This window comes from Streptomyces sp. NBC_00236, assembly GCF_036195045.1.
In the GTDB taxonomy this organism is placed as follows: domain Bacteria; phylum Actinomycetota; class Actinomycetes; order Streptomycetales; family Streptomycetaceae; genus Streptomyces.
This window is the reverse complement of record NZ_CP108100.1, coordinates 2,855,577-2,880,092: the sequence shown is the minus strand read 5'-3', so window position 1 is coordinate 2,880,092 and position 24,516 is coordinate 2,855,577. Positions and strand designations below refer to the sequence as shown.

General features: G+C 71.3%; 22 protein-coding genes and 1 tRNA gene. 16 read left to right on the top strand and 7 right to left on the bottom strand.

Annotation, left to right across the window (positions count from 1 at the left end):
- Positions 1 to 33: 33 nt before the first annotated feature.
- Positions 34 to 1,035 carry an SEC-C domain-containing protein gene (locus OG446_RS12875; RefSeq protein ID WP_328894163.1) on the bottom strand — a complete coding sequence of 334 codons (1,002 nt, stop codon included), beginning with the start codon at positions 1,033 to 1,035 and terminating at the stop codon, positions 34 to 36.
- A gap of 125 nt (positions 1,036 to 1,160) precedes the next feature.
- On the opposite strand from OG446_RS12875, the gene OG446_RS12870 reads away from it, so the two are divergent.
- From OG446_RS12870 to OG446_RS12860, 3 genes are all read left to right on the top strand, one after another.
- On the top strand, positions 1,161 to 1,955 hold the full coding sequence (locus OG446_RS12870; protein ID WP_389262602.1) for a class E sortase: 795 nt from the start codon (positions 1,161 to 1,163) through the stop codon (positions 1,953 to 1,955).
- A gap of 62 nt (positions 1,956 to 2,017) precedes the next feature.
- On the top strand, positions 2,018 to 2,176 hold the full coding sequence (locus OG446_RS12865; protein ID WP_326666588.1) for a DUF3311 domain-containing protein: 159 nt from the start codon (positions 2,018 to 2,020) through the stop codon (positions 2,174 to 2,176).
- Positions 2,173 to 3,681 carry a sodium:solute symporter family protein gene (locus OG446_RS12860; RefSeq protein WP_328894162.1) on the top strand — a complete coding sequence of 503 codons (1,509 nt, stop codon included), beginning with the start codon at positions 2,173 to 2,175 and terminating at the stop codon, positions 3,679 to 3,681. The genes OG446_RS12865 and OG446_RS12860 overlap by 4 nt, the downstream gene beginning before the upstream one ends.
- Positions 3,682 to 3,700: 19 nt before the next feature.
- On the opposite strand, the gene OG446_RS12855 is transcribed toward OG446_RS12860, so the two are convergent.
- On the bottom strand, positions 3,701 to 5,101 hold the full coding sequence (locus OG446_RS12855) for an MFS transporter (protein ID WP_328894161.1): 1,401 nt from the start codon (positions 5,099 to 5,101) through the stop codon (positions 3,701 to 3,703).
- 160 nt (positions 5,102 to 5,261) lie between these two features.
- Between OG446_RS12855 and OG446_RS12850 the strand changes: the two genes are divergently transcribed.
- The 4 genes from OG446_RS12850 (at position 5,262) to OG446_RS12835 (ending at position 8,107) form a co-directional block, all read left to right on the top strand.
- Positions 5,262 to 5,792, top strand: coding sequence for a winged helix-turn-helix transcriptional regulator (locus tag OG446_RS12850; protein WP_328894160.1), 531 nt, complete (start codon positions 5,262 to 5,264; stop codon positions 5,790 to 5,792).
- A gap of 62 nt (positions 5,793 to 5,854) precedes the next feature.
- Positions 5,855 to 6,193 (top strand): DUF6412 domain-containing protein, encoded by a 339-nt coding sequence (locus OG446_RS12845; protein WP_328894159.1) that lies wholly within the window; start codon positions 5,855 to 5,857, stop codon positions 6,191 to 6,193.
- 147 nt (positions 6,194 to 6,340) lie between these two features.
- On the top strand, positions 6,341 to 7,111 hold the full coding sequence (locus tag OG446_RS12840) for a YidC/Oxa1 family membrane protein insertase (protein WP_328894158.1): 771 nt from the start codon (positions 6,341 to 6,343) through the stop codon (positions 7,109 to 7,111).
- A gap of 135 nt (positions 7,112 to 7,246) precedes the next feature.
- The gene (locus OG446_RS12835) at positions 7,247 to 8,107 is read left to right on the top strand and encodes a fumarylacetoacetate hydrolase family protein (RefSeq protein ID WP_328894157.1); all 861 of its coding nucleotides are present in this window, start codon (positions 7,247 to 7,249) and stop codon (positions 8,105 to 8,107) included.
- A gap of 241 nt (positions 8,108 to 8,348) precedes the next feature.
- Here OG446_RS12835 and OG446_RS12830 read toward each other — a convergent pair whose 3' ends face one another.
- Both OG446_RS12830 and OG446_RS12825 read right to left on the bottom strand, forming a co-directional pair.
- Positions 8,349 to 8,828 (bottom strand): heme-degrading domain-containing protein, encoded by a 480-nt coding sequence (locus OG446_RS12830; protein WP_148018858.1) that lies wholly within the window; start codon positions 8,826 to 8,828, stop codon positions 8,349 to 8,351.
- A complete protein-coding gene (locus OG446_RS12825) occupies positions 8,825 to 9,988 on the bottom strand; it encodes a Gfo/Idh/MocA family oxidoreductase (RefSeq protein ID WP_328894156.1) in 1,164 nt (387 codons plus the stop codon). The genes OG446_RS12830 and OG446_RS12825 overlap by 4 nt, the downstream gene beginning before the upstream one ends.
- A gap of 56 nt (positions 9,989 to 10,044) precedes the next feature.
- Here OG446_RS12825 and OG446_RS12820 point away from each other — a divergent pair, with 56 nt between their 5' ends.
- From OG446_RS12820 to OG446_RS12785, 8 genes are all read left to right on the top strand, one after another.
- Positions 10,045 to 11,214, top strand: a complete 1,170-nt coding sequence (locus OG446_RS12820) for an ROK family transcriptional regulator (RefSeq protein WP_328894155.1) — start codon at positions 10,045 to 10,047, stop codon at positions 11,212 to 11,214.
- Positions 11,215 to 11,824: 610 nt separating this feature from the next.
- On the top strand, positions 11,825 to 12,544 hold the full coding sequence (locus OG446_RS12815) for a hypothetical protein (protein ID WP_328894154.1): 720 nt from the start codon (positions 11,825 to 11,827) through the stop codon (positions 12,542 to 12,544).
- Positions 12,545 to 12,685: 141 nt separating this feature from the next.
- The gene (locus tag OG446_RS12810; RefSeq protein WP_328894153.1) at positions 12,686 to 13,057 is read left to right on the top strand and encodes a hypothetical protein; all 372 of its coding nucleotides are present in this window, start codon (positions 12,686 to 12,688) and stop codon (positions 13,055 to 13,057) included.
- 268 nt (positions 13,058 to 13,325) lie between these two features.
- Positions 13,326 to 14,357 carry a hypothetical protein gene (locus OG446_RS12805; RefSeq protein WP_328894152.1) on the top strand — a complete coding sequence of 344 codons (1,032 nt, stop codon included), beginning with the start codon at positions 13,326 to 13,328 and terminating at the stop codon, positions 14,355 to 14,357.
- 333 nt (positions 14,358 to 14,690) lie between these two features.
- Positions 14,691 to 15,479 (top strand): HAD-IIA family hydrolase, encoded by a 789-nt coding sequence (locus OG446_RS12800; RefSeq protein ID WP_328894151.1) that lies wholly within the window; start codon positions 14,691 to 14,693, stop codon positions 15,477 to 15,479.
- 123 nt (positions 15,480 to 15,602) lie between these two features.
- Positions 15,603 to 16,169 carry a hypothetical protein gene (locus OG446_RS12795; RefSeq protein WP_328894150.1) on the top strand — a complete coding sequence of 189 codons (567 nt, stop codon included), beginning with the start codon at positions 15,603 to 15,605 and terminating at the stop codon, positions 16,167 to 16,169.
- A 1-nt stretch (position 16,170) separates the two neighbouring features.
- On the top strand, positions 16,171 to 16,902 hold the full coding sequence (locus OG446_RS12790; protein ID WP_328894149.1) for a class F sortase: 732 nt from the start codon (positions 16,171 to 16,173) through the stop codon (positions 16,900 to 16,902).
- Positions 16,903 to 17,414: 512 nt separating this feature from the next.
- Complete coding sequence (locus tag OG446_RS12785; RefSeq protein ID WP_328894148.1) at positions 17,415 to 18,452, top strand: glycoside hydrolase family 6 protein; 1,038 nt, start codon at positions 17,415 to 17,417, stop codon at positions 18,450 to 18,452.
- A 33-nt stretch (positions 18,453 to 18,485) separates the two neighbouring features.
- Here OG446_RS12785 and OG446_RS12780 read toward each other — a convergent pair whose 3' ends face one another.
- From OG446_RS12780 to OG446_RS12770, 3 genes are all read right to left on the bottom strand, one after another.
- Positions 18,486 to 20,420 carry a galactose oxidase-like domain-containing protein gene (locus tag OG446_RS12780; RefSeq protein ID WP_328894147.1) on the bottom strand — a complete coding sequence of 645 codons (1,935 nt, stop codon included), beginning with the start codon at positions 20,418 to 20,420 and terminating at the stop codon, positions 18,486 to 18,488.
- Entirely contained in the window at positions 20,417 to 22,330 is a 1,914-nt protein-coding gene (locus tag OG446_RS12775; protein ID WP_328894146.1) for a glycosyltransferase family 2 protein, read from the bottom strand. Before OG446_RS12775 ends, OG446_RS12780 begins: the two co-directional genes overlap by 4 nt.
- 577 nt (positions 22,331 to 22,907) lie before the next feature.
- Positions 22,908 to 22,981 (bottom strand) — tRNA-Lys (locus OG446_RS12770).
- 183 nt (positions 22,982 to 23,164) lie between these two features.
- On the opposite strand from OG446_RS12770, the gene OG446_RS12765 reads away from it, so the two are divergent.
- The gene (locus tag OG446_RS12765; RefSeq protein ID WP_328894145.1) at positions 23,165 to 24,499 is read left to right on the top strand and encodes a peptidoglycan-binding protein; all 1,335 of its coding nucleotides are present in this window, start codon (positions 23,165 to 23,167) and stop codon (positions 24,497 to 24,499) included.
- Positions 24,500 to 24,516 lie beyond the last annotated feature (17 nt).

The following is a 24,516-nucleotide window of genomic DNA, read 5'->3' as shown; positions in this document are numbered from 1 at the left end:
CCCGTACCCGTCCACTCGGCGCCGGTAGGCGCCCTACGTGCCCCCGTGGCAGTCCCGGTAAGACCGCCCCGACCCGCACCAGCACGCCGCGCTCCTCGCCGGCGGCCACGGGACCGCGCGGCCGCGGGCCGCCAGGGTCGTCGCGTACTGGGGGAGCAGGTCCGGGTCGGACGGGGAGGCGGCCTCGGAGGCGGCGAACGCCTCGTACGACGGGACCGTGCCCGTCACGATGCCGAGGTTCGGGGTCCCCGCCGCATGGAGGTCGCGCAGGGCCGCCTCCAGGACGGCCAGGTGGTCGGGGTGCGAGGCGTACTCGCTGCCGAGGCCGGGGTACGCGGTGAGGAGTTCGCGCAGTTCGGGCTCCGGCCAGTGGAGCACCGCCACCGGGAACGGGCGGGACAGGGCCGTGCGGTAGGTGCCCAGTTCGGCGCGGAGGCGGGTGATCTCGGCCCGGAGCTCGCCCGGGTCCGAGGAGCCCAGCGCCCACAGCCGCTTCGGGTCGTGGAGCTCGTCCAGCGGGACGGCCGCCGTGTGGAGGGCGTCGGCCAGCTCGTCCCAGGCGTCGTGCGTGACGCCCATCAGGCGGCGTACCCGGTGGCGGCCGGTCAGCAGCGACTGGGTGGCGTACGGGACCTCCTCGCCCGGGGCGATGAGCAGGGCGAGGGCCGTGGAGAAATAGTCGTGGGCCGCTTCGAGCTCGTCGTGGGCCTCCAGGGTCTCGGCCGCGATCTCCCAGGGTGCCGCCTCCTGCGGGGCGGCCGCGCGGATTCCGTCGATGATCGCGCGGGCCTCGGCCTCGTGGCCGTACTCCCACAGGTTGGCGGCGTTGAGCGCCTTCACCAGGTGGGGGTGTTCGGTGTCGGGGTCGCTGAGCAGGGAGTCGTAGAGCGTGGTGGCACGGGCGCGGTCGCCGGCGAGTTCCAGATGGGCCGCTGCCTGGAGGAGCAGCGGTTCGTGGTCCTCCGGGTACTGCGCCGCGGTGCGCAGCAGGCGCTCGGCTTCGGTGGTGTGTTCGGCAGGCGTGTCGGGGCGCATGGACCACACGGTACTGCCGTACGGGCGTGGCACGGAGGGATGTTCCCGGTCGGGAGAGCGGCGTCGGTGGGTGAGCCTTGTTACGGCTCTGGAGAGTTGCGGGCCTTGGGCCTATCGTGCGGGCCGTGCGGCAGCGGACAGGTGAGCGGATACCGGTGGTGGTGCAGCGCGATGCGCGCGGGAGGCGGCTGGCCGCGCGCGGGCTGTGGACGGGCGCGGAGCTGGTGGTGACGCTCGGCGTCGTCCTGCTGCTGCTCGTCGCCCATCAGCTGTGGTGGACCAACCGGCAGGCCCGCGCCGAGGCCGCCGACACCGTGCATGCCCTTCAGCGGGACTGGGGGGAGCCGGAGGAGCCGGAGGAGACGGTGGAGCCGCCGGTGGAGGAGGGGCAGGAGGCGGCGGCCGACGACAGTCCTGCGGTGGCGGAGAGCGGTGAGGACGCCCGGCGCGCCCCGTCCGCGCCCCGGCGGTCCCAGGCGTACGCCGTCCTCCGCATCCCGCGCATCGGGCTGACCGCGCCCGTCGCCCAGGGCATCAGCAAGCAGGGTGTCCTGGACAAGGGGTACGCCGGTCACTACCCGCGCACCGCGCAGCCCGGCGGCCGGGGGAACTTCGCGCTCGCCGGGCACCGCAACACGCACGGCGAGCCCTTCCGCCACATCAACCGGCTGCGGTCCGGCGACCGGATCACCGTCGAGACCCGGGACGCCGTGTACACGTACACCGTCGACAAGACCCTCGCCCGGACCCAGCCGGGCGACAGCGGGGTCATCGCCGCCGTGCCGCGCAGCAACATGAAGCCGTACGTGGGCTACCGGAGCGCCGGGTCCTATCTGACGCTGACGACGTGCACGCCCGAATTCACCTCCCGGTACCGGCTGGTGGTGTGGGGGAAGCTGACCGGCGTGCGGGAGCGCTGACCACCGCCGGTGAGGTCGTAAGGTTCTCTGACGTGCTCAGACGACGTCCGCAGTTGTTGTGGTTGCTGGTCCCCTACGTGCTCTACCTGGGGGCGCTGCCGTTCGTGAACCGGGTCGATCCCGTCGTTCTCGGGCTGCCGTTCCTCTTCTTCTGGCTGCTCGGGGCGACCCTGCTCACCCCCGTCGCCGTATGGCTGGCCCGGCGGGGTGACCGCCGGTGAACGCCGCCGTCGCGACCTCCGTCTTCGGGGTCTTCATGGTCGCCACCGTCGCCCTCGGACTGTTCGCCGTGCGCGGCAGACGCGGGCCGGAGGGCGGCGGGCTCGCCGAGTGGTCGGTGGGCGGGCGCAGCCTCGGGACCGTCTTCATCTGGGTGCTCATGGCGGGTGAGGGCTACACCAGCTTCAGCTACCTCGGTGCCGCCGGCTGGGGCTACAACTACGGGGCGCCCGTCCTGTACGTGGTCGCGTACATGTCCTGCGGTTACGCCGTCGGCTACGTCGTCGGGCCGCTGCTCTGGGCGTACGCGCGCAAGCACGGGCTCGTCGGGATCACCGACATGGTGGCGCACCGCTTCGGCCGGCCGTGGCTCGGGGCGCTCGTCGCCGTACTCGCCACCGTCTTCCTGCTCCCGTACATCCAGCTCCAGATCACCGGCATGGGCGTCGTCGTCTCGACGATCTCCTACGGCGCCATCAGCCTGAACTGGGCCTACTTCATCGCCTTCGCCGTCACCACCGGCTTCGTCGTGGTGAGCGGGCTGCGCGGCAGCGCGTGGGTGTCCGTGCTGAAGGACGTGCTGGTCATCGTCACGCTCGGCTTCCTCGCGGTGTACGTGCCCCTGCACTACTTCGACGGCTACGGGCCCTTCCTGGACCGGCTCGTCACCGAGAAGAGCGAGTGGCTGACCTTCCCCGGGCACGGGGACAGCGGCCTCGGACAGGCCTGGTTCATCACCACCTCCTTCCTCAACTCCCTCACCGTCGTGATCTTCCCGACGACCGTCGCCGGCTACCTCGGTGCCAAGAACGCTGACGTGCTCCGGCGCAACGCGATGTGGCTGCCCGCCTACAACGTGCTGTTGTTCGTGCCCATGCTGCTCGGCATGGCAGCCCTCTTCGTCGTGCCGGGGCTCGTCGGCGCCGAGTCGAACCTGGCGCTCTTCAAACTGGTCGTGGACTCGCTGCCCGCCTGGTCGGTCGGGATCATCGGCGTTGCCGCCGCCCTCTCCTCGATCGTGCCCATGGCCGTCTTCATGCTGGTCATCGGCACGATGTGGGGGCGCAGCGTGCTCTCGCTCGTACCGCGCTGGGAACGGCGGCAGAAGGGCGCGGCCCAGGTGGTCGTCGTGGTCGCGGGGGGCCTGGCGCTGCTCCTGACGTACACCGCGCCGAACACCCTCGTACGGCTGTCGCTGATCTCGTACGAGGGCATGGCGCAGCTGCTCCCCATGGTGCTGCTGGGACTGTTGTGGCGGCGGCTGACGCTGCTCGGGGCGATGAGCGGGCTGGTCGTCGGGGTGGGTGTGGTCTGCGGGTTCGTGTTCACGGAGAATGACCCGGTGTGGGGGGTGAACGCCGGCATCATCGCGCTCGGCGCCAACCTGGCCGTCGCGCTCGCGGTGACGTACGCCGGTCCGCGCGAGCACGACGAACGGCCGGACGACGAGGTGCTCGCGCGGGACGAGATCGAGGTCGAGGAGGAGCGGATGGTCGCGGCGCCTTGAGAGCGCCCGGGTACGGACGTCAGCGGCGCTCCCGCAGCAGCAGCACGCTGACCGTCGCCACCAGGGCCAGCCCCACCGACAGCAGCATCGCGCCGTCCGCGCCCGAGCCCGTCGTCGCGACGGCGATCGTCACGGAGACGCCCGCCGACGAGCCGATGTAGCGGGCGGTGTTGTTCGCGCCCGAGCCCATCGCCGCCCGCTCCTGCGGGACCGATTCGATGGCCAGCCGGGGCAGCGCCGCGTTCAGCAGCCCGCTGCCCGCACCGGACACGATCAGGGCCGGGAACAGCCGGAGCCACACCGTCGTGTCCGGATGTCCTCCCGCGTCCAGCGCGCCCAGCAGGGAGAGCACGCCCACCGCGTGCAGGACGAAGCCCGCGGCCATCTGGTGGCGGGCCGCCACCCGGCCCGTCAGCCGGCGCGACTGCAGGGCCACGACGAACGCCGTGCCCGACCAGAGCAGGAACAGCCACGCCGCGTCGATCGTCGACAGCCCGAGCGCCCGCTGGAGCAGCGTCGGCAGGAAGCTGAACAGGCCGATCACCGCGAGGCCGGTGAACAGCCCGCCGGCCGACGAGGCCAGGAACGTGCGGCTGCGCAGCAGTGCCGGGTCGATCAGCGGGGCCGCCGCCCGGCGCTCCACCGCGAGGAAGGCCAGGGCCAGCGCGAGGGAGGCGAGCAGCAGCAGCCCGACGGGGGCGCGCAGCCAGCCGTCCCGGCCGAGGGTCAGCGCGGTCAGCAGCGCCGTCATCGCCGCCCCCAGCACCACCGCGCCCGCCAGGTCCGGGCGTCCGCCGCGCGGGGCCCGGGACTCGTCGAGCGCGCGGAGGGCGAAGGCCGCCGTGAGGAGGGCGGCGAGGCCCAGTACGACGTACGTCAGCCGCCAGTCGATCGAACCGAGCGATCCCGCCAGCAGCGGGCCGAGCGCGATTCCCACGCTCACGAACGCGCCCCAGACCCCCGTCGCCCTGATCCTGGCGGCACCGGCCGGGAACGCCCCGACGAGCAGTCCCAGACTCGTGGCCAGGATCGCGGCGCTCGCCGCCCCCTGGGCGACCCGGGCCAGCGTGAACGTCAGCGTGCTCGTCGCCAGGGCGCCGAGTCCGGTGGTGAGGCCGAGCGCGAGCGTGCCGATCAGGAACAGCCTGCGCCGACCGTAGTCGTCGGCGAGGCTGCCCGCGACCAGCAGGACGACGGCGAGACCGAGCGGGGTGCCGTTGAGCAGCCAGGCCTGGCCGGAGGGCGGGGTGGCCAGGGCAGCCGAGATGCCGGGGAGGGTCGTCATCGGCGCGGTGTAGTTCATCAGCGCCACGGCGGTGGCGAGGGAGGTGATCGCGAGGGTCGGGCCGGGTCGCGGACGAGCGGCAGGCGGTGGGGTGGTCGCCGGTGGTGCGGGGCGGGGGCGTACGGGCTGGGCCATGGCATCGCTCCGGGGTTCGCCGGGGTTCGCACGGGCGTCGCGCGACCGGGCCGCGGGGGACCGCGGCACTCTGTGGGTTCGGTGAATGAACTCACTGGGAGAACGCTGACGCTAGCACGGTAGGTTCGTTCACCGAACCTGGAAGGAGTAAAGTGAACGCATGGCACTCGGCAAGGACTACGCGAACCAGCAGTGCTCCATGGCCCGCGCCCTCGAAGTGGTCGGCGAGCGCTGGACGCTCCTGGTGGTGCGCGACGCCTTCTACGGCGTACGCCGGTACAACGACTTCCTCGTCCACCTCGGCATCCCGCGTGCCGTCCTCGCCACCCGGCTCCAGTCCCTCATCGATGCCGGGGTCATGGAGAAGCACCGCTACCAGGAGTCGCCGCCGCGCGAGGAGTACGTCCTGACCGACAGCGGCAAGGCGCTCTGGCCCGTTCTCGCCACCCTCGGCATATGGGCGCGCGAGCACCTCCCCGGCACACTCCCGATGCGTGTCTTCGTTCACGCCGACTGCGGTACGGAACTGAGCGTGTACGGCGCATGCCCGGTCTGCTCCGTACCCGTACCGCCCGAGGACATCGAGATGAGGCCCGGCGACGGGCTCGACACGGACACCGGCAATCCGGTCAGCCGCGCACTGCTCACGCCCCGTCGGCTTCTGATGCCCCTGGAAGTCGATCGTGTATAACGGTTAAAGCCTGAAGTGCCGTGCGGACCCGCACCGCAGGGGAGCGAGAAGGGGGCGGGAACATGGAGAGTCCACGCCCCGTGAACCGCATGGGCGGCGCCCTCGCCCGGGTCCTGCGGCCCGCCGGAATCCTGCTTTTCCTGCTCACCGAGGTCCTGCTCGCCGAGGGCGGCAGCCTCTCCGCCGCCGTGGCGCTCGCCGCCACCGCGGCCGCCGGCACCGCACTCGTCGCCTGCTCGGTCATCAGCGCACGCTGCGCCGCCCCGGTGCCCCGCACCCGGGTCCGCACCGCCATGCGCGACCGGGAGAAACGCACCGCGTTCCTCCCGCAACGGGACCCCGACGCCAAGGGGCGCCGCCGCCCCCGAGCCCCCGGCCACGTCCTCCTGACGGCCGCGTAGGGTTCTCGCTCCTCCTTCTTTTCCGCCCCCAGGTACGTACGCGCCCCGTGCGTGCACGTACGGGGCGCCCCGCGCGGTTCGTCATGCCGAAGCCGATCCCTTCCCGATCCACTTCCCGGCACGACGAGACCCCCGGAGGGCTCATCCATGTCCGCCTTCATGTCCGCATTCGCCAGCCTGGTCGGCGCCCTCGCCGACGCGCTCCACCCGCTCTTCCAGAACGCGTCCACCGCCGCCGCGATCGTCCTGTTCACCGCACTCGTACGACTCGCCGTGCACCCCCTCTCCCGGGCCGCGGCGCGTGGGCAGAAGGCGCAGCGGCGGCTCCAGCCGCAGATCGCCGAGCTGCGCAAGAAGCACAAGAAGAACCCCGAGCGGATGCAGAAGGCGCTCATGGAGCTGCACAAGGAGGAGAAGGTCTCGCCGCTCTCCGGCTGCCTGCCGAGCCTCCTGCAGATGCCGGCCTTCTTCCTGCTCTACCACCTCTTCTCCAGTACGAAGATCGGCGACGAGGCCAACGAACTCCTCGGCCACCAGCTCTTCGGCGCCCCGCTCGGCGAGCGCTGGCACGACGCGCTCGCGGACGGCGGGATGTTCGGGGCGCAGGGCCTCGTGTACATGGGGCTGTTCGTGATCGTCGCCGCCGTCGCCACGTTCAACTACGGGCGGACCAAGCGCCAGATGGCCGCCAACCCCGTCGCCCCGGCCACGGGCCCCGACGGGCAGCCGGTCCCGGGCATGGGCGCGATGACGAAGGTGATGCCGCTGATGTCCTTCTTCACGCTCTTCACCGTGGCCTTCGTGCCGCTGGCCGCCGCGCTGTACGTGGTCACCAGCACCACCTGGACCGCGATCGAGCGGGCCTGTCTGTACCGCGACATGCCGGCCGCCGGTGCCGCCATGGCCACTGCGGCGTAATCGAGGACGCGAGTGCGCCGGTCCAGTGTGTGAACAGGGTCTTGCGGAGTGATCGGATGTCTTGGAGGATCGGACAAGCCTGCGATGGCCGCAACCCATCCGACGGGCCCGATCTCGACCGAGGGAGACAGACCGTTGAAGTTGCTTCGTGTGGGTACGGCGGGTGCGGAACGTCCGGCGCTGCTGGATGAGGACGGCACCCTGCGTGACCTGTCGGGGATCGTCACCGACATCGACGACGCGCTGCTCGCGGACGAGGACGCGCTCGCCCGGGTACGGGCCGCCGCGGCCTCGCCCGGGGAACTGCCCGCGCTCGACGCCGAGGGGCTGCGGGTGGGGCCGCCGCTCGGGCGCATCGGCAAGATCGTGTGCATCGGGCTGAACTACCACGACCACGCCACGGAGACCGGCGCCCAGATACCGGGCGAGCCGATCCTCTTCTTCAAGGCGCCGGACACGGTCGTCGGGCCCGAGGACACCGTGCTCGTGCCGCGCGGCAGCGAGAAGACCGACTGGGAGGTCGAGCTCGCCGTCGTCATCGGGCGCACCGCCCGGTACCTGGACTCCGCGGAGGAGGGGCTCGCGCACGTCGCCGGATACGCGGTGGCGCACGACGTCTCCGAGCGCGCGTTCCAGATCGAGCGCGGCGGCACGTGGGACAAGGGCAAGAACTGCGAGACGTTCAACCCGCTGGGCCCCTGGCTGGTGACGGCGGACGAGGTGGCCGACCCGCAGGCGCTGCCGCTGAAGCTCTGGGTCAACGGTGAGCTGAAGCAGGACGGCACGACGGCCGACCAGATCTTCCCGGTCGGCGAGGTCGTGCGCTACCTCAGCCACTTCATGACGCTCTACCCGGGCGACGTGATCAACACCGGCACGCCGGCGGGCGTCGCGATGGGGCAGCCCGATCCGAAGCCGTATCTCCGGGCGGGGGATGTCGTGGAGCTCGAGATCGCGGGGCTGGGGCGGCAGCGGCAGGTGTTCAAGGGGGCGTAGGGGGCCCTGGCCTCTACGGGGCGGGTTGCGTCCGGGGGGTCGCTCTTGTCCTCAAGCGCCGGACGGGCTGAATTGATGTCCTCAAGCGCCGGACGGGCTGAAATCGTGTCCTCAAGCGCCGGACGGGCTTGATTGTGCCGGGCTCGGCTTCATGCGCGGGCTCAGCTTGATGGGTGCGTAAAGATCGGAGGGGTGGGGCTGCCCGGTGGCAGCCCCACCCCTCCGGGCGTTCCGGGACCGGTCAGTCGCTGATCTTCGTCGCGAACTGCTCCAGTGCCTCGACCACCAGCGCGTGGTCCTCCGCCTGGGGCAGGCCCGACACCGTGACCGAGCCGATGACGCCCGCGCCCTCGACCGCGATCGGGAACGAGCCGCCGTGTGCGGCGTACGTGTCCGGGTCCAGGCGCGAGGCCTCGTCGAAGGTCGTCCCCTTGGCCCGGAACCGTGTCCCGACCAGGTACGAGCTCTCGCCGTACCGTTCGACGACCTTGCGCTTGCGGTCGATCCACGCGTCGTTGTCCGCGCTCGAACCGGGCAGCGCGGCATGGAACAGCTGCTGGGCCCCGCGCCGGATGTCGATCGCGACCGGGGCGTGCCGTTCCCGGGCCAGGGCGACGAGCAGACCGCCCAGCGCGTACGCGTCGTCGTAGCCGAAATGCGGCAGCGTCAGCCGGCGCTCCTGGGCGATCAGCTCGGAGATGGTCGGAGCGGTGGGGTTCATGCGGACTGCTCCTCGGTGGCGTGAGCGGTGGCGGACACGGAGGCGGAGGCCGGGGGCAGGGCGACCGTGACCCCGTCGCGGGCCGAGCGGCGGGCGGCCTCCAGGACATCCAGCGCGGCGGCGGCCTGGAGGGCGGTCACCGGATTCTCGCCCTTGCCGCGCAGCGCGTCGGCGACCGCCGCGTAGTACGCGGGGTAGTCGCCCGGCAGCGTACGCACCGGGGTGCCGCCGCCCGTGAGCGGGGACTCGCCCGAACCGAGCCGTCCCCACAGCGCCTCGTCCTCCACACCCCACGGCACCTGGGCCGACGGACGCGTGCCCTCGCGCAGGGCCGCCTCCTGGGGGTCGAGGCCGTACTTGACGTACCCGGCGGTCGACCCGAGCACCCGGAAACGCGGGCCGAGCTGGGCCGTCGTCGCGCTGACGTACAGGTGCGAGCGGACCCCGCTGGTGTGGGTGATCGCCAGGAACGTGTCGTCGTCGGCGGCCGCTCCCGGGCGGCGCACGTCCGACTCCGCGTACACCTGGGCCGCCGGGCCGAACAGGACCAGCGCCTGGTCGACGACATGGCTGCCCAGGTCGTACAGCAGCCCGCCGATCTCCTGCGGATCGCCCGACTCGCGCCAGCCGCCCTTCGGCTGCGGGCGCCATCGCTCGAAGCGCGACTCGAAGCGCTGCACCTCGCCCAGCTCACCGTTCGTGACGAGCGAGCGCAGGGTGAGGAAGTCGTTGTCCCAGCGGCGGTTCTGGAAGACCGACAGCAGCAGACCGCGCTCCTCGGCCAGGGCCGCCAGCTCCCGGGCCTCGGCGGCCGTACCGGCGACCGGCTTGTCCACGACCACCGGCAGACCGGCCTTCAGCGCGGCCGTCGCGAGCGGGACGTGGGTCTTGTTCGGCGACGCGATCACGATCAGGTCGAGCTCGTCCGCCCGCGCCCACAGCTCGTCCGGCGAGGCGGCGAACCGCACCTCGGGGAACTCGGCGCGGGCCTGCTTCCGGCGCTCCTCGTTCGACGTGACGACCGTGTCCAGGACGAGGCCCTCGGTGGCGGCGATCAGCGGGGCGTGGAAGACGGAACCCGCCAGGCCGTAGCCGACGAGTCCGACGCGCAGGGGGGTCCCGGACGATCCGGAGGTCTCGTGAGTCACGTGGGCAGTCATGCCTTCCACTTTGGCAACGCTGTTGCCAAAGTGCAAGCGCGGGAGACAATGGGTCCGTGAACAGGAGTAACAGCGGCGCGAACCTGCCGACACTGCGCAGCCACAACGCGGCGCTCGTGCTCGACCTGCTGCGGGCGGCGGGCGAGCGCGGCATCAGCCGGCTCGAACTCGCCGGGCGGACCGGGCTCACCCCGCAGGCCGTCAGCAAGATCACCGCCCGGCTGCGCGCCGAGGACCTGGCCGTCGAGGCCGGGCACCGCGCCTCGACGGGCGGCAAGCCGCGCACGGTGCTGCGGCTCGTCCCGGACGCCGCCCATGCGGTGGGGCTGCACCTGGACCGCGACGAGCTGACCGTGGTGCTCGTGGACCTCGCGGGCACGGTGACCGCGAGCCGTACGGCCCCGCTGGACCTCGGCGCCCCGGCGGACGAGGTGCTCGGGGCGGCGGCCGGGGCGGTCGCCGCCGTGCGGGGCGACGGGACGCAGGCGGTGCTCGGGGTGGGCGTCGCCGTGCCGGGGCCGCTCGACCACCGGGGCGGGGTCCTGCACCGCGTCACCGGGTTCCCGCAATGGGACGGCTACCCGCTCCGGGACGAGCTCGCCGCGCGGACCGGGCTGCCCGTCGTCATCGACAAGGACACCAACGCCGCCGCCCTCGGGCTCGCCCTCCAGACGCCGGACCCCGCCGACTTCGCCTACCTCCACCTGGGCACCGGCCTCGGCTCCGGACTGGTGCTCGGCGGGGCGCTGCACCGCGGGGCCCGTACCGGAGCGGGGGAGTTCGGCCACCAGACCGTCCAGCTGGACGGCGCCCCGTGCAGCTGCGGCGGGCGCGGCTGCATCGAGGCGCTCTGCCTGGCCGCCGTCGGCCGGGGTGACGTCGCCGAGGCCGCTCGGGTGCTCGGGACCGGCGCCGCCAACCTGGTCGGGCTGCTCGACATCGACCGGGTGGTGCTGGGCGGACGCCTCGTCGCGGCCGACCCCGACGCGTACGTACGAGGGGTACGCGCGGTGCTCGACGAGCGGGCCCGGCAGGGCGGGGCCGACGGGGCGCCCGTACCGGTCGTCGCCGCGGGCGGCGGGGAGCGGCCCGTCGCGGAAGGGGCGGCCCAGCTGATCCTCGCCCCGCTGTTCGGGCGGGTCGGCGGTGCGGACGGGGACCCGGGCGGAGTCGCGGGAGCCGGCCGGCCGACGGATCCCGCCGCGCCCTCCGGCGGGCGTGGCTGACGGTGGTGGGCGGGGCGCGGCGTCGGGTTGACGCGCGCCGAACGGCCCCGCGCGCTGCGGAGCGGTACCCGGACCGGCCTGACGTGCGATGACGCGGTAACCGGCGCGGGCCCGCGCGCTCCGACACGTCACCCGCAGGGGCCAGTGCGCTCCGATATGGCACCCTCGGCGGGCCCTTGCGCGCCGACTCGGCAACAGCGGCTCCGGCGCACGGGAAATCGCTGCCAGGAAATGCAAGAGGACCGGGTGCCTGTACGTGACTCGGGCGCCGTCCACCACCCCCGCCGTATCCGTTTGGTACTGCCCTGCCGAGCGCACATTGAAGGAAGAGGACCTTCCTCTTCCGGCCGGAGCCTCTCTTCGGATCAGGCCGGATCAGAGAGCGGGGCCCGGTGCGGCGGCTGCGATTCCATGCGCCGGCACGCCCGGTGGACGCGGTATCCCGGACGACGAGCAGGACGGCGTCGTCACGGACCGACCGTCGCCCCGCGGCACCACCCGCACCCTCACCCACCCGCACACACCCGGCCCCGGGGCGACCCCTGGGCCGGCACCCGCCACACCCCTGTCCCGGCAGCGATTCCGGGGCCCACAGGAAAGAGGAAAGCCCGTGCCCGTCGACACCTCGTACGCCATCACGATCACCATGAGTGACGACACCACCAACCGGCTGGTCGATGAGGGGTTCTACCTCTACGGCTTCAAGGCCGTCAACTCCTCCACCGGCGGCGGCAAGCCGCTGGTCTGGTTCGTCACCAACGATTACGCCACGACGACGGACATCACCTGGCACGAGGAGTACCAGGCCTACACGTCACGCAGAGAGATCGTCCCCCAGGGAGCGATCACCGGCATCAACAGCTACGACATCGCCCTCGGGCAGACCCTGACCGTCGACAACGTGTCCGGCACCGGCTCGGTGGGAGGCAGTCCCGACTCCTCGCGCTACATCACGGTCGACAACGACACCGTCCGGCCCTTCACCTCCGGCCTCGCGCAGCTGAACCACGTGGCCGCGGGACAGGCGGCGAAGGCCACACCGCTGGCCGCGTTCCCGCTGCACGGCAGGAACCTGGACTTCTTCACCCCGGTGGAGAAGGTCCTCCTGATGTTCGCCACGGCCGTCATCGAGACATCGACCGTCGTCGAGCAGGCCTTCGGACCCGGCCTCCTGATCGACCTGACGGGAGCGGCCCAGCGGGAGGTCACCTACGACGTCGACCACGGCTGGGGCCCGAGCAAGCCCAACTGGACGACGCCCGTCGATTCCCTGAGCCTGCTCACGCCCCTGCTGATCCAGCAGGACAGGTCGCTGCCCACCCCCGCGTGATCCGGTACGTCACCAGCGGTGCCCCGGGCCGCACTCCTCTCCATGGGGGGCGCGGTCCGGCGGCGGCGCGGGCAGCGGTCCACCCGCGACAGCGGGGAGGCCGCCGTCAGTCCGTGTCGAACGATCGAAAAGGAACGTCCCATGCCGATGATCATTCTCAGGGCGAACGGCGCCGGCCAGACGGGGCCCATGACCCAGGCCACGACGCAGACCTACCTGACCAACGTGCTCACCCGGGTCGGAATGCTCAACAGGCTCCCGAACATGACGCAGGCCCTCAACCAGGCGTTCAACGGTGGCGGATTGCCGACCGGTGCCTACGTCTTCAACGGATTCCCCGTCCTGCACGCCAGCGCCGGAAACTTCCAGACGAGCGTCACCCTCTTCTACTACGTGAACAACAACGTCCTGATGCTGTTCGCCATGGGCGAGCACGCCAACCACGCGGGGAACTACCGGATCAGCATCTACGGGCAGGCGGGAACGCCCTTCGCCCTGAACGCGGTCGTCTGATCGCCCGGTCGTGGTGCGACACATCGCCGGTGGTCCCTTGCTTCCGGGCTGCGGTACCGGGCGGCCTCCCGTGATCCGTACGGTGCCGGAGGCAGCACCGGATGCCCGCGCAAGGAGCTGGGCTGGGCCGATCGAGCGTTCCGGGCGGCCCTGCGGCATGTCCGCGGCGGCCGGGCCGGGCGGGCCTGGCAGGGTCGCGGCCGAGACCGGTGAACTCCGGGCCCGGGGTGAGCCGGCCGTGTTCCGCGACGAGTGAAGGCTGCCCCTCATGCCCCCCACACCGCCCCCTTCCGATCCTTCCCCCGAACCCTCCCTCCCGGCACGCCCGCCGTCCCCGCCCCCCGGGGGCAGCCGGCCCCGGCACGGTCTCGTGCTCGGGCTGGCCGCCGCGAGCGTCATGCCCGCCGTCGTGCTCGGCGGCCCCGCGTCCGCGTCCGCCACCCTTCAACGCAACACGGCCACCACCCCGACCTCCGGCCTCGCCCCCGCCTCCGTACCGGGCGCCACCTCCGCCGACCAGCAGCCGGCCTGCGGTGGCCCGAAGGCCGCCGACTTCCCGATCGACACCCGGATCCACGGCGGCCCGGACACCTACGCCTCCGGCGGCGGCTACGGCACCTGGTTCCTGGACCTGACCAACACCACCGCGGAGTCCTGTCGCGCGATCCACCCGGTCCTGGTCCTCACGGACGAGGACCGCGCCCTGACCTCGGACCAGATCCAGCTGGAGTTCTCCGAGCGCGCCCACCCCGGCGTCGAACACCGCGTCAGCTGGGAGACGACCGACCGCGACGAGCACATCGGCGTCTTCGGCGGCGGGGGCGACGACTCCTTCCCCGGCTTCACCGTGCCGGCCGGCCGGACCGTCACCGTCCAGGTCAGGCTGGCGTTCACCTCCGACACCAGCCCCGGCCGGATCACCGCGAACGCCGCGATCGTCCAGCGACAGCGCACCGACAGCGGTTCCACGGGAGAGGCCCTCGACGGGGAGTGGGTCGGCGAGTCCGAGGACTACCCGTTCACCGTGGTCGAGGACGACGGCAGCGGGGACCTGACGGACGACGGCACGACCGACGTACCCGGCGAGGCGGAGGAGGACGACGGCCTCACCGGGCGGCCCGACACCAGCCCCGTCCCGCGCCCCGTCGCTCCCGGCCGCGATCCGGCCGGGGTGCCGGAACTCGCCAGGACCGGGATCCAGGTCCCGATTCCCTTGCCGGGCCTGACCGTCGCGGGTTTCCTGATCGGCGGCGGCGCCGTGGTGCTGGGCGCCCGCCGGATGCGCCGCACCTCCCGCTGACCTTCGCCGTCTCGCTGGTGCCCGCCGCCCCCGGAGGCCTGCGGTGGCATCCGGCCGCGTCCCGGCACCGTGACCACCGGTGTTCATGTCCGTCCGCCACGACGGGACCGGTGGGCTTCCCGTACGACCGGGCACCGGCGCATCGACCCGCTCCGGCATCCCGGAGCACGGCCGCATCGCCCCCGATCCGTCCGCGGCGGCAACGTTCCCGCCCTCACCATGATCAGGCTGTATCTCCGGTCGAACGAACCGCCTAAAATCGGAGCCGTCGGCGCTGCACAACGCGGTGCCGCCGGCGTCCCCGCACCTGGCGTACGGCAACTGGAGTCCCACATGGCAGAGCGCAAGCCGATCTCGTCCTGGCTCACCGACATGGACGGAGTCCTCATCCACGAGGGGACTCCGATCCCCGGCGCGGATGCCTTCATCAAGCGGCTGCGGGACTCGGGGCTGCCCTTCCTGGTCCTCACCAACAACTCCATCTACACCGCCCGGGACCTGCACGCCCGGCTCAGCCGCATGGGCCTCGACGTCCCCGTCGAGAACATCTGGACCTCCGCACTCGCCACCGCCCAGTTCCTGGACGACCAGCGGCCCGGCGGCACGGCCTACGTCATCGGCGAGGCCGGGCTCACGACCGCGCTGCACGACATCGGCTACGTCCTCACCGACCACGAGCCCGACTACGTGGTCCTCGGCGAGACGCGTACGTACTCCTTCGAGGCGCTCACGAAGGCGATCCGGCTGATCAACAACGGGGCGCGCTTCATCTGCACCAACCCGGACGAGACCGGCCCGTCCGCCGAGGGCCCGCTGCCCGCCACGGGCTCCGTCGCCGCACTCATCACCAAGGCGACCGGCAAGGCCCCCTACTTCGCGGGCAAGCCCAACCCGCTGATGATGCGCACCGGGCTCAACGCGATCGGCGCCCACTCCGAGTCCAGCGCCATGATCGGCGACCGGATGGACACCGATGTGCTCGCCGGTCTGGAGGCGGGCATGCAGACCTTCCTGGTGCTGACCGGACTCACTACGGTGGCGGACATCGACAAGTACCCGTTCCGGCCGTCCACGGTCGTCGACTCCATCGCCGATCTGGTCGGCCTGATCGACGCCGGCTGACCCGGCGGGGTGCGGGGGAGCGGGCCGGTGGGCCCGCCGCCCCGCACTCCACCGGCCCAGCCGTCCGGCCCTGCGGATGCGGAAAGCTCCGGCACGCGTGAACCTTCCATCAGGAGGTTCACGATGCGTTCCATACCGCTCACGTTCTGTGCCGCCGCGGTGGCCGCGGCGACCCTGATGCCCGCGTCCGTCGCACTGGCCAATTCCGACTCGGACCACGAGGACTCGCGGTCCCGGGCCACCCTCACGCTCTCCCCTTCCTCCGTCTCCCCGGGCGGCGAGGTCGACCTGGAGGTCGACGGCTGCAAGGGCAAGGAGGCCAAGGGCAGCTCCGACGCCTTCGTCTCCGAGGCGCGCTTCTCGCCCGGCGGCGACCGGACGCTGTTCGCCGAGGCCCGGGTCCGCTCGGACGCCGAGCCCGGCGACTACGACGTCCAGGTCGTCTGCAAGGGCGACAAGCACCTCAAGGCGTCCGCCGTGCTGACCGTCGTCCACCGCAACCGGCCCATGCCCGTCGCCCCCGTCCGTGCGGGCGGCGGAGGCACCGCCGTGCTCGCCGCCGACCAGGCCGCCGCCCAGCAGGACGGACCCGGCACCGTGCACGCCGTGGTCGGCCTCGCCCTGGCCGCCGTCGCCGCCGTCGCCGTGGCCTTCCGCAGCGTGCGCCGCCGCCGCCCGGCCACCGACTGACGTGTCCGCCTCGGACCACTCGGCGGGACACGGCAGGCTGCTCACCGGAGTGGCCTGGGCCGTGCTCCTGCTGGGTCTGTGGCTCTGGGGCCGCGGCATCACCGGCGGCTCCGGCGCCAGCTCCGCACCGACCACCGGCGACGTCGCCGCGGTCGGGCGCCCCCTCGGTGTACCGCTGCCCCCGGCCCACGACCCGATCGAGGGCGTCGCGCCGAAGAGCGTCGAGATCCCGTCGCTCGGGATCCGGGCCCCCGTCGTCTCCCGGGGCCTGGACGAGGACGGGGCGATCGAACCGCCGTCCTTCGAAACGCCCCGGACGGTCGGCTGGTACGGGGCCGGCACCGAGCCCGGCGCCAAGGGACCGGCCCTCTTCGTCGGCCATGTCGACACCGCGACCAAGCCGGCCGTCTTCTACGGGCTCAGCGCGGCCCGCCCCGGCGCCGAGGTCGAGGTGACCCGGGCCGACGGCAGCGTCGCCGAGTTCACCATCGACGACGTCCAGGTCTTCACCCGGGAACGCTTCAACGCGCAGAAGGCCTACGGTCCCCGCGAGGACGGCCGGGCCGAGCTCCGGCTGATCACCTGCGGCGGCACGTACGACCGTGCGTCGGAGTCGTACACGGCGAACGTCGTCGTCTCGGCCTACCTCACGGGCGAGAAATCCCGGGAGAAGGTGCGGGCCGAGGCGGAGAAGGAGGCCGTCGGCAAGGCGGGCGCGCCGGCCGGCGGCTGACCGGCCGGTATCCGGCCCGGCCGGCTGCCCGGTTCTCCGGGCGCCGGCCGGGCCGGTCCTCGACCGCGGGGCGCGGGCCGCGGGAGTGGCCCGGCGCGGACACGGGAGGTCGGTGGCGTCCGGTCCGCCGCACGCCCCACTGTAGGGGCACGAACTCCCCGAACCCAGCCGCTTTCTGACGTTACGTCGATAACCGGTCACCCTCCGCACGCGGGCAGTCGGGGCAGAGCGTGGTGAACCCGCCGTAACGGCCTGGTGCACGATAGCGAGCGGGCTCCCGACGCCCTGCGACTCCGCCTCCGGCGTTGTCGTCAGTCAACGACGCTCCGCGTCGCTTCCCTCCTCCGCCTTGGATTCGAAGCCGCATGACGCCGCTCGCTGATCCGCTCTCTGTCGTGCACCAGGCCGTAACAGCTCTTCGACGAAGTCGTGAGGGCCCGGGCCGGTCCCGGGCGCTGTGCCAGGATGGACGGCGATGCGACAGCACCGCCGTCGCACCTGAGGGGGAGTGGATGTACGGCAGTCACAACGGCCGGTTCGGCATGCGAGGGGTGGGCGTGGCCGCGGCAGGCGCCGTGCTGCTGCTCGCGGGATGCGGTTCTTCCGGTGACGGCGGCCGTGAGGACGGATCCGGGGGCAGGGAGCCGGCGGCCATCGGTCAGCAGCCCAAGGACGCCGACCCGTACTGGGTCAACCCCGACGGGAACGCCGCCCGGCAGGTCGCCCGCTACACCGAGGACGGCAAGGAGAAGGACGCCGCCCTGATCCGCCGGATCGCGCGGCAGCCGGTCGGAGAGTGGATCGGCACGGACGATCCGGAGGCCGAGGCGAAGGGCTTCACGGAGGCGGCCGAGAAGGCCGACCGGGAGGCGCTGCTGGTCCTCTACAACATCCCGCACCGCGACTGCGGCCAGTTCTCCAAGGGCGGCGCCGCCGACGGAGACGCGTACCGCGCCTGGCTGGACAGTGTGGCCCGGGGCATCGGCGACCGGGGCGCGACCGTGATCCTGGAGCCGGACGCGGTGCTGCACCTGGTCGACGGGTGCACCCCGCAGGAGTTCCACGAGGAGCGCTACGACCTCCTCAAGGGTGCGGTGGAGCGGCTCAAGCAGCTGCCGGGCACCAAGGTCTACCTGGATGCGGGCAACGCCGGCTGGCACACCCCGGACGCGCTGTTCCAGCCGCTCCAGCAGGCGGGTCTGGGCGCGGCCGACGGCTTCGCGGTCAACGTCTCCAACTTCCAGACCACCGCGGTCAGCAAGGACTTCGGCAAGCGGCTGTCGGCGAAGGTCGGCAACAAGCCGTTCGTGATCGACACCAGCCGCAACGGCAACGGCCCGTACACCGGCGGCGCCCCCGAGGAGAACTGGTGCAACCCGCCGGGCCGGGCCCTCGGTGAGACGCCGACGACGTCCACGGGCGACGAGCTGGTCGACGCGTACCTCTGGATCAAGCGGCCGGGCGAGTCCGACGGCGACTGCCGGGGCGGCCCGAAGGCGGGCGCGTGGTGGCCCGAGTACGCGCTGGGGCTGGCCCGCGGCACCGACTAGGAGGGTCCGGTCCGGTGCCGCGGGAGACGACGCCTACGGCACCTCCACCCACGTCCCCTCGGACGGCGTGCCCTTGTCGTCGGTGACGAACAGCATGTACCAGCCCGACGGCACCAGCGCCCGGTTCCCCGGCACCGTCACCGAGATCTCGCCGTCCTTCCGCTTCAGGTCCAGAGCCACCGAGCGCTGGTCGGTGTCGGTGACGTGGGTGACCGCGCTCGGCCGCATCAGCTTCGCCGACCTGATGGACGAGGCCTGGTTGGTGGTGAACACCGCCGTCTTCCCGCGCTCGATCTTCTTCGGTCCGGCGGTCAGCTCGGGCCGAGAGTCGCGGTACAGGTAGGGCGGGGTGTAGATCTCGATGCGCTGCTCGAAGACGCCGGGCCGGGTGTTGGCCTTGTCGGAGTAGAGCGAGTCGGACCCGAAGATCATGACCCGGCCGTCGGGCAGCAGCACGGACCCCGAGTGGTAGTTGCGGCCGACCGCCGGGTCGGCGACCCGCTGGTACGTGTCCGACTTCGCGTCGTACAGCCGCGCCTGCAGCACGTCGGAACCGCCGCGCCCGCGGTAGTCGTTGGAGCCGCCGGTGACCAGCAGGGAGTCGTCGGGCAGCAGGGACGCGCTCGGGTAGCGCGTGCCCTCGTCCAGCGAGGCGCCGTCCTTGAACCTCGGATCTGCGTCCTTGAGGTCGACCAGCCGGGACTTCTCGCTGGACTTGTCGGACTCGCCGACGCCGCCCCCGCCGATCACCATGAACTTCTCGTCCTGGGCCGGAGGCAGCCGTACGGTCGCCGAGGTCTCCATCTTGTCCGGGTCGCTCAGGCCGGGGATCTTGGTGAACCTGTTCGTCGCCAGGTCCCAGACGCCGGGGTCGCGGCCGACGGTGGCCGGCCCGTACCCCGCGTTCGAGCCGGAGTAGAAGAGCTTGCCGTTGTTCATCAGGAAGATCGCCGGATAGGTGGGGAACTTCCGGACGATGCCGGTGTACTCCCACTCCTTGGTCTCGGGATCGTAGATCTCGTCCTTGCCGGGGACGATCTGCCCGATCTCGTCCAGGCCGGACAGGGCGAGGACCTTGCCGTCCTCCAGCGTGGTGAGCGTCGGGTACCAGCGGGCCTCGTTCATCGGGTCGACGGTGATGTACTTCTCCGCCACCGGGTCGAACTCGAAGGCCTCCCGGATGCCCTGGAAGTCCTTCTTGTCCATGGCGAGCTTCTGGGCGATCCCGTAGACGTTGCGGGTGTCGGAGCCGGACAGACCCGCTATTCGGTAGTTGTCCTCGGTGCCCGTCTCGTACTTCGTACCGGACTTCTGCGCCTCGACGTAGATCCGGCCGAGGCCGGGGTCGTTGCGCAGGAAGGCGCCGGTGTTCTTGTCGAAGACCTTGGTCGCCTTCTCCACCAGCACGGGGTCCTTCGTGACGAAGGTCTTGCCGTTCTCCTTGCCGGTGAACCGGGTGCCCGCGGGCAGCGTGATCGGCTTGTCCGGGTCCTCGTTGTGGACGATCATCAGGCCGCCGGCCTTGGTGACGTCACCCTTGAGCTTCTCGTACTGCTTGGTGCCGCCGGCTATGAGCAGCTTGCCGTCGGGCAGTTGGGTGTGACCGGCGCAGAACATGTCCTTGGGCGTGGGGATGTTCTTGAAGGCGTTGGTCTCCGGGTCCCACAGCACCGACCGGAAGCTCTTCGCGTCGAAGTTCTTCTGGTTGTTGCCCGAGCCCGCGACGAGCAGCACCTTGCCGGTGTGCAGCAGCGCCGCGTGGATCGTGTTGATCCGGAACTCGGAGGGGATGTCCAGGAAGTCCCAGTGGCCGTTGGCCGCCTTGTAGCTCGCCTGGTTGATCTTGTAATCGTGGTAGCGCTCGGTGCTGACGCGGTACAGCCACGGCCCGTTCGCTCCCGCGAGCGCGAGAACCACCGCCGTAGTGATCGCCATGCGGCGGGTACGGCGGCTCGGACGGTACTTCATTGTTTACGTCCCCCAAGGGCGATCTGCATGGTCTGTTCGTCGCCGGCCCAGTGAGGCTTCTCCTGCCGGCCGTGGGCGGGTGGTCCGCTCGGCGGCGGCGGCCCCGCGCGGCGCTTCTTCTTCTCGGCCCGCATCGTGTACCGCCAGCCGAAGATCGGCGCCGCGGTGATCAGCAGCGCCAGCGCGGCCCAGGTGAGCATCGCCGGGTGGCTGTGGCCGAGGGCGAAGGAGGCCACGATGGAGCCGGCGAAGACCAGGATGAAGAAGAGGTGGATGCGGAAGGTCCCGAAGAGGGTGTCCGGACTCGACGAGTCGCCCTTGGGCGTCACGACGAAGGAGCTCTTGCGGCGCAGCACGGCGTCCATCAGGGACCGTGCGTAGATCGGCGCGGAGAGCGCGGACATCATCATGCCGGCGAGACCGCCGGAACCCTCGGGCTCGTGCGGTGAGACGTTGTGCCGGCGGTTCCAGATGTACAGGCCGATCTGGAGGGCCGATGCGTTGCCGTACAGCATCATCCAGACGGTCGGGTCGATCTGCACACCGGAGGCGCCCATGCCCAGGAACAGCGCGCAACTGAGGGCCGCGAGGATCCAGTTCATCGCGGACATCGGGTAGAAGATGATCATCATCGTGTAGTTGAAGAGCTTGCCCGCGGGCAGCGAGAAGAAGCCCTTCCAGTACTGCTTGAGGATCGTCTCGTACGTGCCCCGCGACCAGCGCAGCTGCTGGGTGAAGAAGTCCGTCCACGCGGTCGGTCCCTCGCCCACGGCCAGCACGTCCGGGGTGTACACCGAGCGCCACTTGCGGCCGGTGTGCGGGTTGCGGGCGCGGTGCATCTCGAAGCCGGTCGCCATGTCCTCGGTGATCGAGTCGTACAGACCGCCGATCTGCTTGAGGGCACTGATGCGCACCGCGTTGCTGGTGCCGACGAACATCGGGGCGCCGTAGCGGTTGCCGGCGCGCTGGATCAGCGCGTGGAAGAGAAACTGCTGCGACTCGGCGGCCTTGGTGACGAAGCTGTCGTAGTTGCCGTAGACCTGCGGGCCGATGACGAAGCCGACGTCCGGGTCGCGGAAGTAGCCGAGCATCCGCTCCAGATAGTTCGGCATCGGGACATGGTCGGTGTCGACCGATGCGAAGAAGTCGTACGCGTCACCGTGGGCGTCGAGCCAGGCGTTGTAGTTGCCGTGCTTGGTCTTCGCCCGGTGCGGGCCCTTGGCCTGGTTCCAGTGCGCCACGCCCTTGCGGGAGAAGTGGTGCACGCCGAGCCGCAGGCAGACCTCCTTCACCGCGGGGTCGTCGCCCTCGTCGAGGAGCCAGACGTGCATCAGCCCGCGGTGGCGGATGCGGACGGCGGCCTCCAGGGTCTTCGTCACCATCTCCAGGGGCTCCTTGCCCGGGACGAAGGAGGTGAGGAAGGCGACCCGGGTGCCGGTCTCCGGCACGACCGGGACCGGATCGCGCGCCACCAGCGTGGCGTGCGCGTTGGAGAGGACGTTCAGGGTGCGGAAGAGCTCGATCAGGCCGATCGAGACCAGCATCACGATGTCGAGGATCAGCAGCGTGTCGTTCTTGAGGTTCGGATCGCGCTGTGTCCAGTGCTCGGGCTGTATCAGCCAGGCGAAGAGGCCGAGCGAGACGAGCGGGGCGGCCCCCAGCAGGAGGGCCGCACGTATCCGGTGGGGCTCCTGGGAGAGGAGCGAGCGGTATTTCACGGTGTACGGCCGCGTGGGGTCGGGCTGGGTCAGAGGCCCGGCGAGCCGGCTGTAGTGCTCGTAGTCGTACCGTGGCAGCGCTTTCTTCTGTCGCCGCCGCTGGCCCCCGGTCCGTAGCTGCGGGGGTATCCGAAGCTGTGTCGTCCGGGACGGGTCGTGGTCCTGCCGGGCGCCTGGCGGCGTCGACGTCATGGGTCATCCCCCTGCACGCAGGCGGGGCTGCGTGGTCGCTCGGTCGTTTCGTCTCGTCCTCCGCGTGTCCCCCTGGAACGCGGCCGACGGCTCAGTGGCGGGTCACCGTTCGTGAGACAAGGAACGGCATCCTTCCGGTTGCATGATGCCTCTTCGGCGTTTGCTTGTGCACGATGCCTCCCCCTTGCATCGAACACAACCGGAATCCTGCTCTCCGATTCCCCCAACTATGCGTCTCATCGGCGCGGTTGGCACCGACGACTCCCAGACAGACTGGCCGACCCCAGCCGTGACCGCAAGGGCGAAAGGGGTTATTACCCGCTCATACGCGCGATTTGTGGGGCTCTTGTGAAGAGGTGGTGTGAGGGCGTATGGGGGTGTGAGCGAGAGGCCCTCGCGCCGTCGGGGTGCCGGGTGATGGCCGTCTGTCGGGCATGCGTGAGCTGTGCGTGAGCAAAGTGTGCGACGAGTGGCGCGTGCGCGGAGGGTGGCGAGGAGGCGCTCGCGCGAGGGGTGGTGGGGGGCGCGGGAACGAACAAGGCCCCCTCACGCGTGGTGAGGGGGCCTTGACTCTGCGTGCGCCGCCAGGGACTCGAACCCCGGACCCGCTGATTAAGAGTCAGCTGCTCTAACCAACTGAGCTAGCGGCGCCTGCTGACCTGGAGAACTCTACCCGATCTCCGGCCGTGCTCCTGACCATTTCCCCTCCGTCACGGCCTGTCGGATGGTCGTTTTTTCTCTTCTATCCGTCAAAATGCGATATGTCAGGAGAGTTGAGACACTGACGCCCGTACAGATGCGCCCAAAGATCTTGACGAGTGCGGAGGGAATCGCATGACTGTGCCGGCCTTCGAGGAGTACGTACCCGCTATCGACTGCACCTGTGCGGGATGCGCCGTCCAGCGGCGCACCGCTGCCGCCGGACTGCCGACGCGGTACGGAGGGCACCCGGCCGCGCACGGCGCGCGGCGCGCGATGGTGCTGGTCACCGCCGCCGGTGTGGTGCTGGGCTCCGGTCTCGCGGAAGCCGCCGGCGCGGCGGCCGACCCGGCCCCGGTGACGGACCCGGGCCCGGCGGCCGACGCGGCCGACGGACCCGCCGAGCCGGGACCGGACAGCCCACAGGGCGGACCGGGACCGCTGCAGGGCGCGGGGGCCTCCGGACCACCGGCGTCCCAGGCCTCGACGTCCACGCTGCGCGCGACCACCCGGGCCGACATCATCAACCGCGCGAAGAAGTGGGTCACCGCGCAGGTTCCGTACAGCATGACGAAGTACTGGTCGGACGGGTACCGCCAGGACTGCTCCGGCTATGTGTCGATGGCCTGGAACCTGCCCGGCAACGAATGGACCGGCAGCCTCGCCACGTACGGGACGCGCATCGCCCGGGAGGAACTGCAGCCCGGCGACATCCTGCTCTTCCACAACCCGGCCGACCCCGGGAAGGGCTCGCACGTCACGATCTTCGGCGGCTGGACCGACTACACGCACACCCACTACACGGCGTACGAGCAGACCAAACCGCACACCCGCAAGCAGACGACGCCCATGGCGTACTGGACCAACTCGGGCAGCTACGTCGCCTACCGCTACAAGGGGCTGACGAGCGGGAGCGGTGGCAGCGGCTCGTCGAAGACACAGTTCCCGGGTGCCTCGAAGTTCGGCGCCGGCGCGAAGAACGACTACGTCACCCGGCTCGGCAAGATGCTCGTCGACCGGGGCGGCAAGCGCTTCTACAAGGTCGGCCCCGGTCCTGCCTGGGGCAGCGCCGACCGGCTGGCCACCCAGGCGTTCCAGAAGGCCCAGGGCTGGAAGGGCAAGGAGGCCGACGGCATCCCCGGCCCCCACACCTGGCGCCTGCTGGTGAACGGAATCGGCCATGACATCCCCGCCGCGGGCGGCTCGGCCGGGCCCGGCGGCTCCACCGCGGTCCCGGCCTTCCCGGGACGGGGCTATTTCCGGCCGGGTCAGTCCAACAGCCATGTCGACAAGCTCGGCAAACAGTTGGTGAAGAAGGGATACGGCAAGTACTACCTGTCGGGCCCCGGCTCTCGGTGGACCGAGGCGGACCGACGCAATGTCGAGGCCTTCCAGAAGGCCCAGGGCTGGCGGGGCACGGAGGCCGACGGCTATCCGGGTCCGGAGACCTGGCGGCGACTCTTCGCGTGACACGACGCACATGACGG

Excerpts from the sequence above, each read along its gene's own strand:
- OG446_RS12875 (WP_328894163.1), bottom strand. The coding sequence starts at position 1,035 with ATGCGCCCCGACACGCCTGCCGAACACACCACCGAAGCCGAGCGCCTG.
- OG446_RS12855 (WP_328894161.1), bottom strand. The coding sequence starts at position 5,101 with ATGGCCCAGCCCGTACGCCCCCGCCCCGCACCACCGGCGACCACCCCA.
- OG446_RS12850 (WP_328894160.1), top strand. The coding sequence starts at position 5,262 with ATGGCACTCGGCAAGGACTACGCGAACCAGCAGTGCTCCATGGCCCGC.
- OG446_RS12845 (WP_328894159.1), top strand. The coding sequence starts at position 5,855 with ATGGAGAGTCCACGCCCCGTGAACCGCATGGGCGGCGCCCTCGCCCGG.
- OG446_RS12840 (WP_328894158.1), top strand. The coding sequence starts at position 6,341 with ATGTCCGCCTTCATGTCCGCATTCGCCAGCCTGGTCGGCGCCCTCGCC.
- OG446_RS12830 (WP_148018858.1), bottom strand. The coding sequence starts at position 8,828 with ATGAACCCCACCGCTCCGACCATCTCCGAGCTGATCGCCCAGGAGCGC.
- OG446_RS12825 (WP_328894156.1), bottom strand. The coding sequence starts at position 9,988 with ATGACTGCCCACGTGACTCACGAGACCTCCGGATCGTCCGGGACCCCC.
- OG446_RS12810 (WP_328894153.1), top strand. The coding sequence starts at position 12,686 with ATGCCGATGATCATTCTCAGGGCGAACGGCGCCGGCCAGACGGGGCCC.
- OG446_RS12805 (WP_328894152.1), top strand. The coding sequence starts at position 13,326 with ATGCCCCCCACACCGCCCCCTTCCGATCCTTCCCCCGAACCCTCCCTC.
- OG446_RS12800 (WP_328894151.1), top strand. The coding sequence starts at position 14,691 with ATGGCAGAGCGCAAGCCGATCTCGTCCTGGCTCACCGACATGGACGGA.
- OG446_RS12795 (WP_328894150.1), top strand. The coding sequence starts at position 15,603 with ATGCGTTCCATACCGCTCACGTTCTGTGCCGCCGCGGTGGCCGCGGCG.
- OG446_RS12785 (WP_328894148.1), top strand. The coding sequence starts at position 17,415 with ATGTACGGCAGTCACAACGGCCGGTTCGGCATGCGAGGGGTGGGCGTG.
- OG446_RS12780 (WP_328894147.1), bottom strand. The coding sequence starts at position 20,420 with ATGAAGTACCGTCCGAGCCGCCGTACCCGCCGCATGGCGATCACTACG.
- OG446_RS12775 (WP_328894146.1), bottom strand. The coding sequence starts at position 22,330 with ATGACGTCGACGCCGCCAGGCGCCCGGCAGGACCACGACCCGTCCCGG.
- OG446_RS12765 (WP_328894145.1), top strand. The coding sequence starts at position 23,165 with ATGACTGTGCCGGCCTTCGAGGAGTACGTACCCGCTATCGACTGCACC.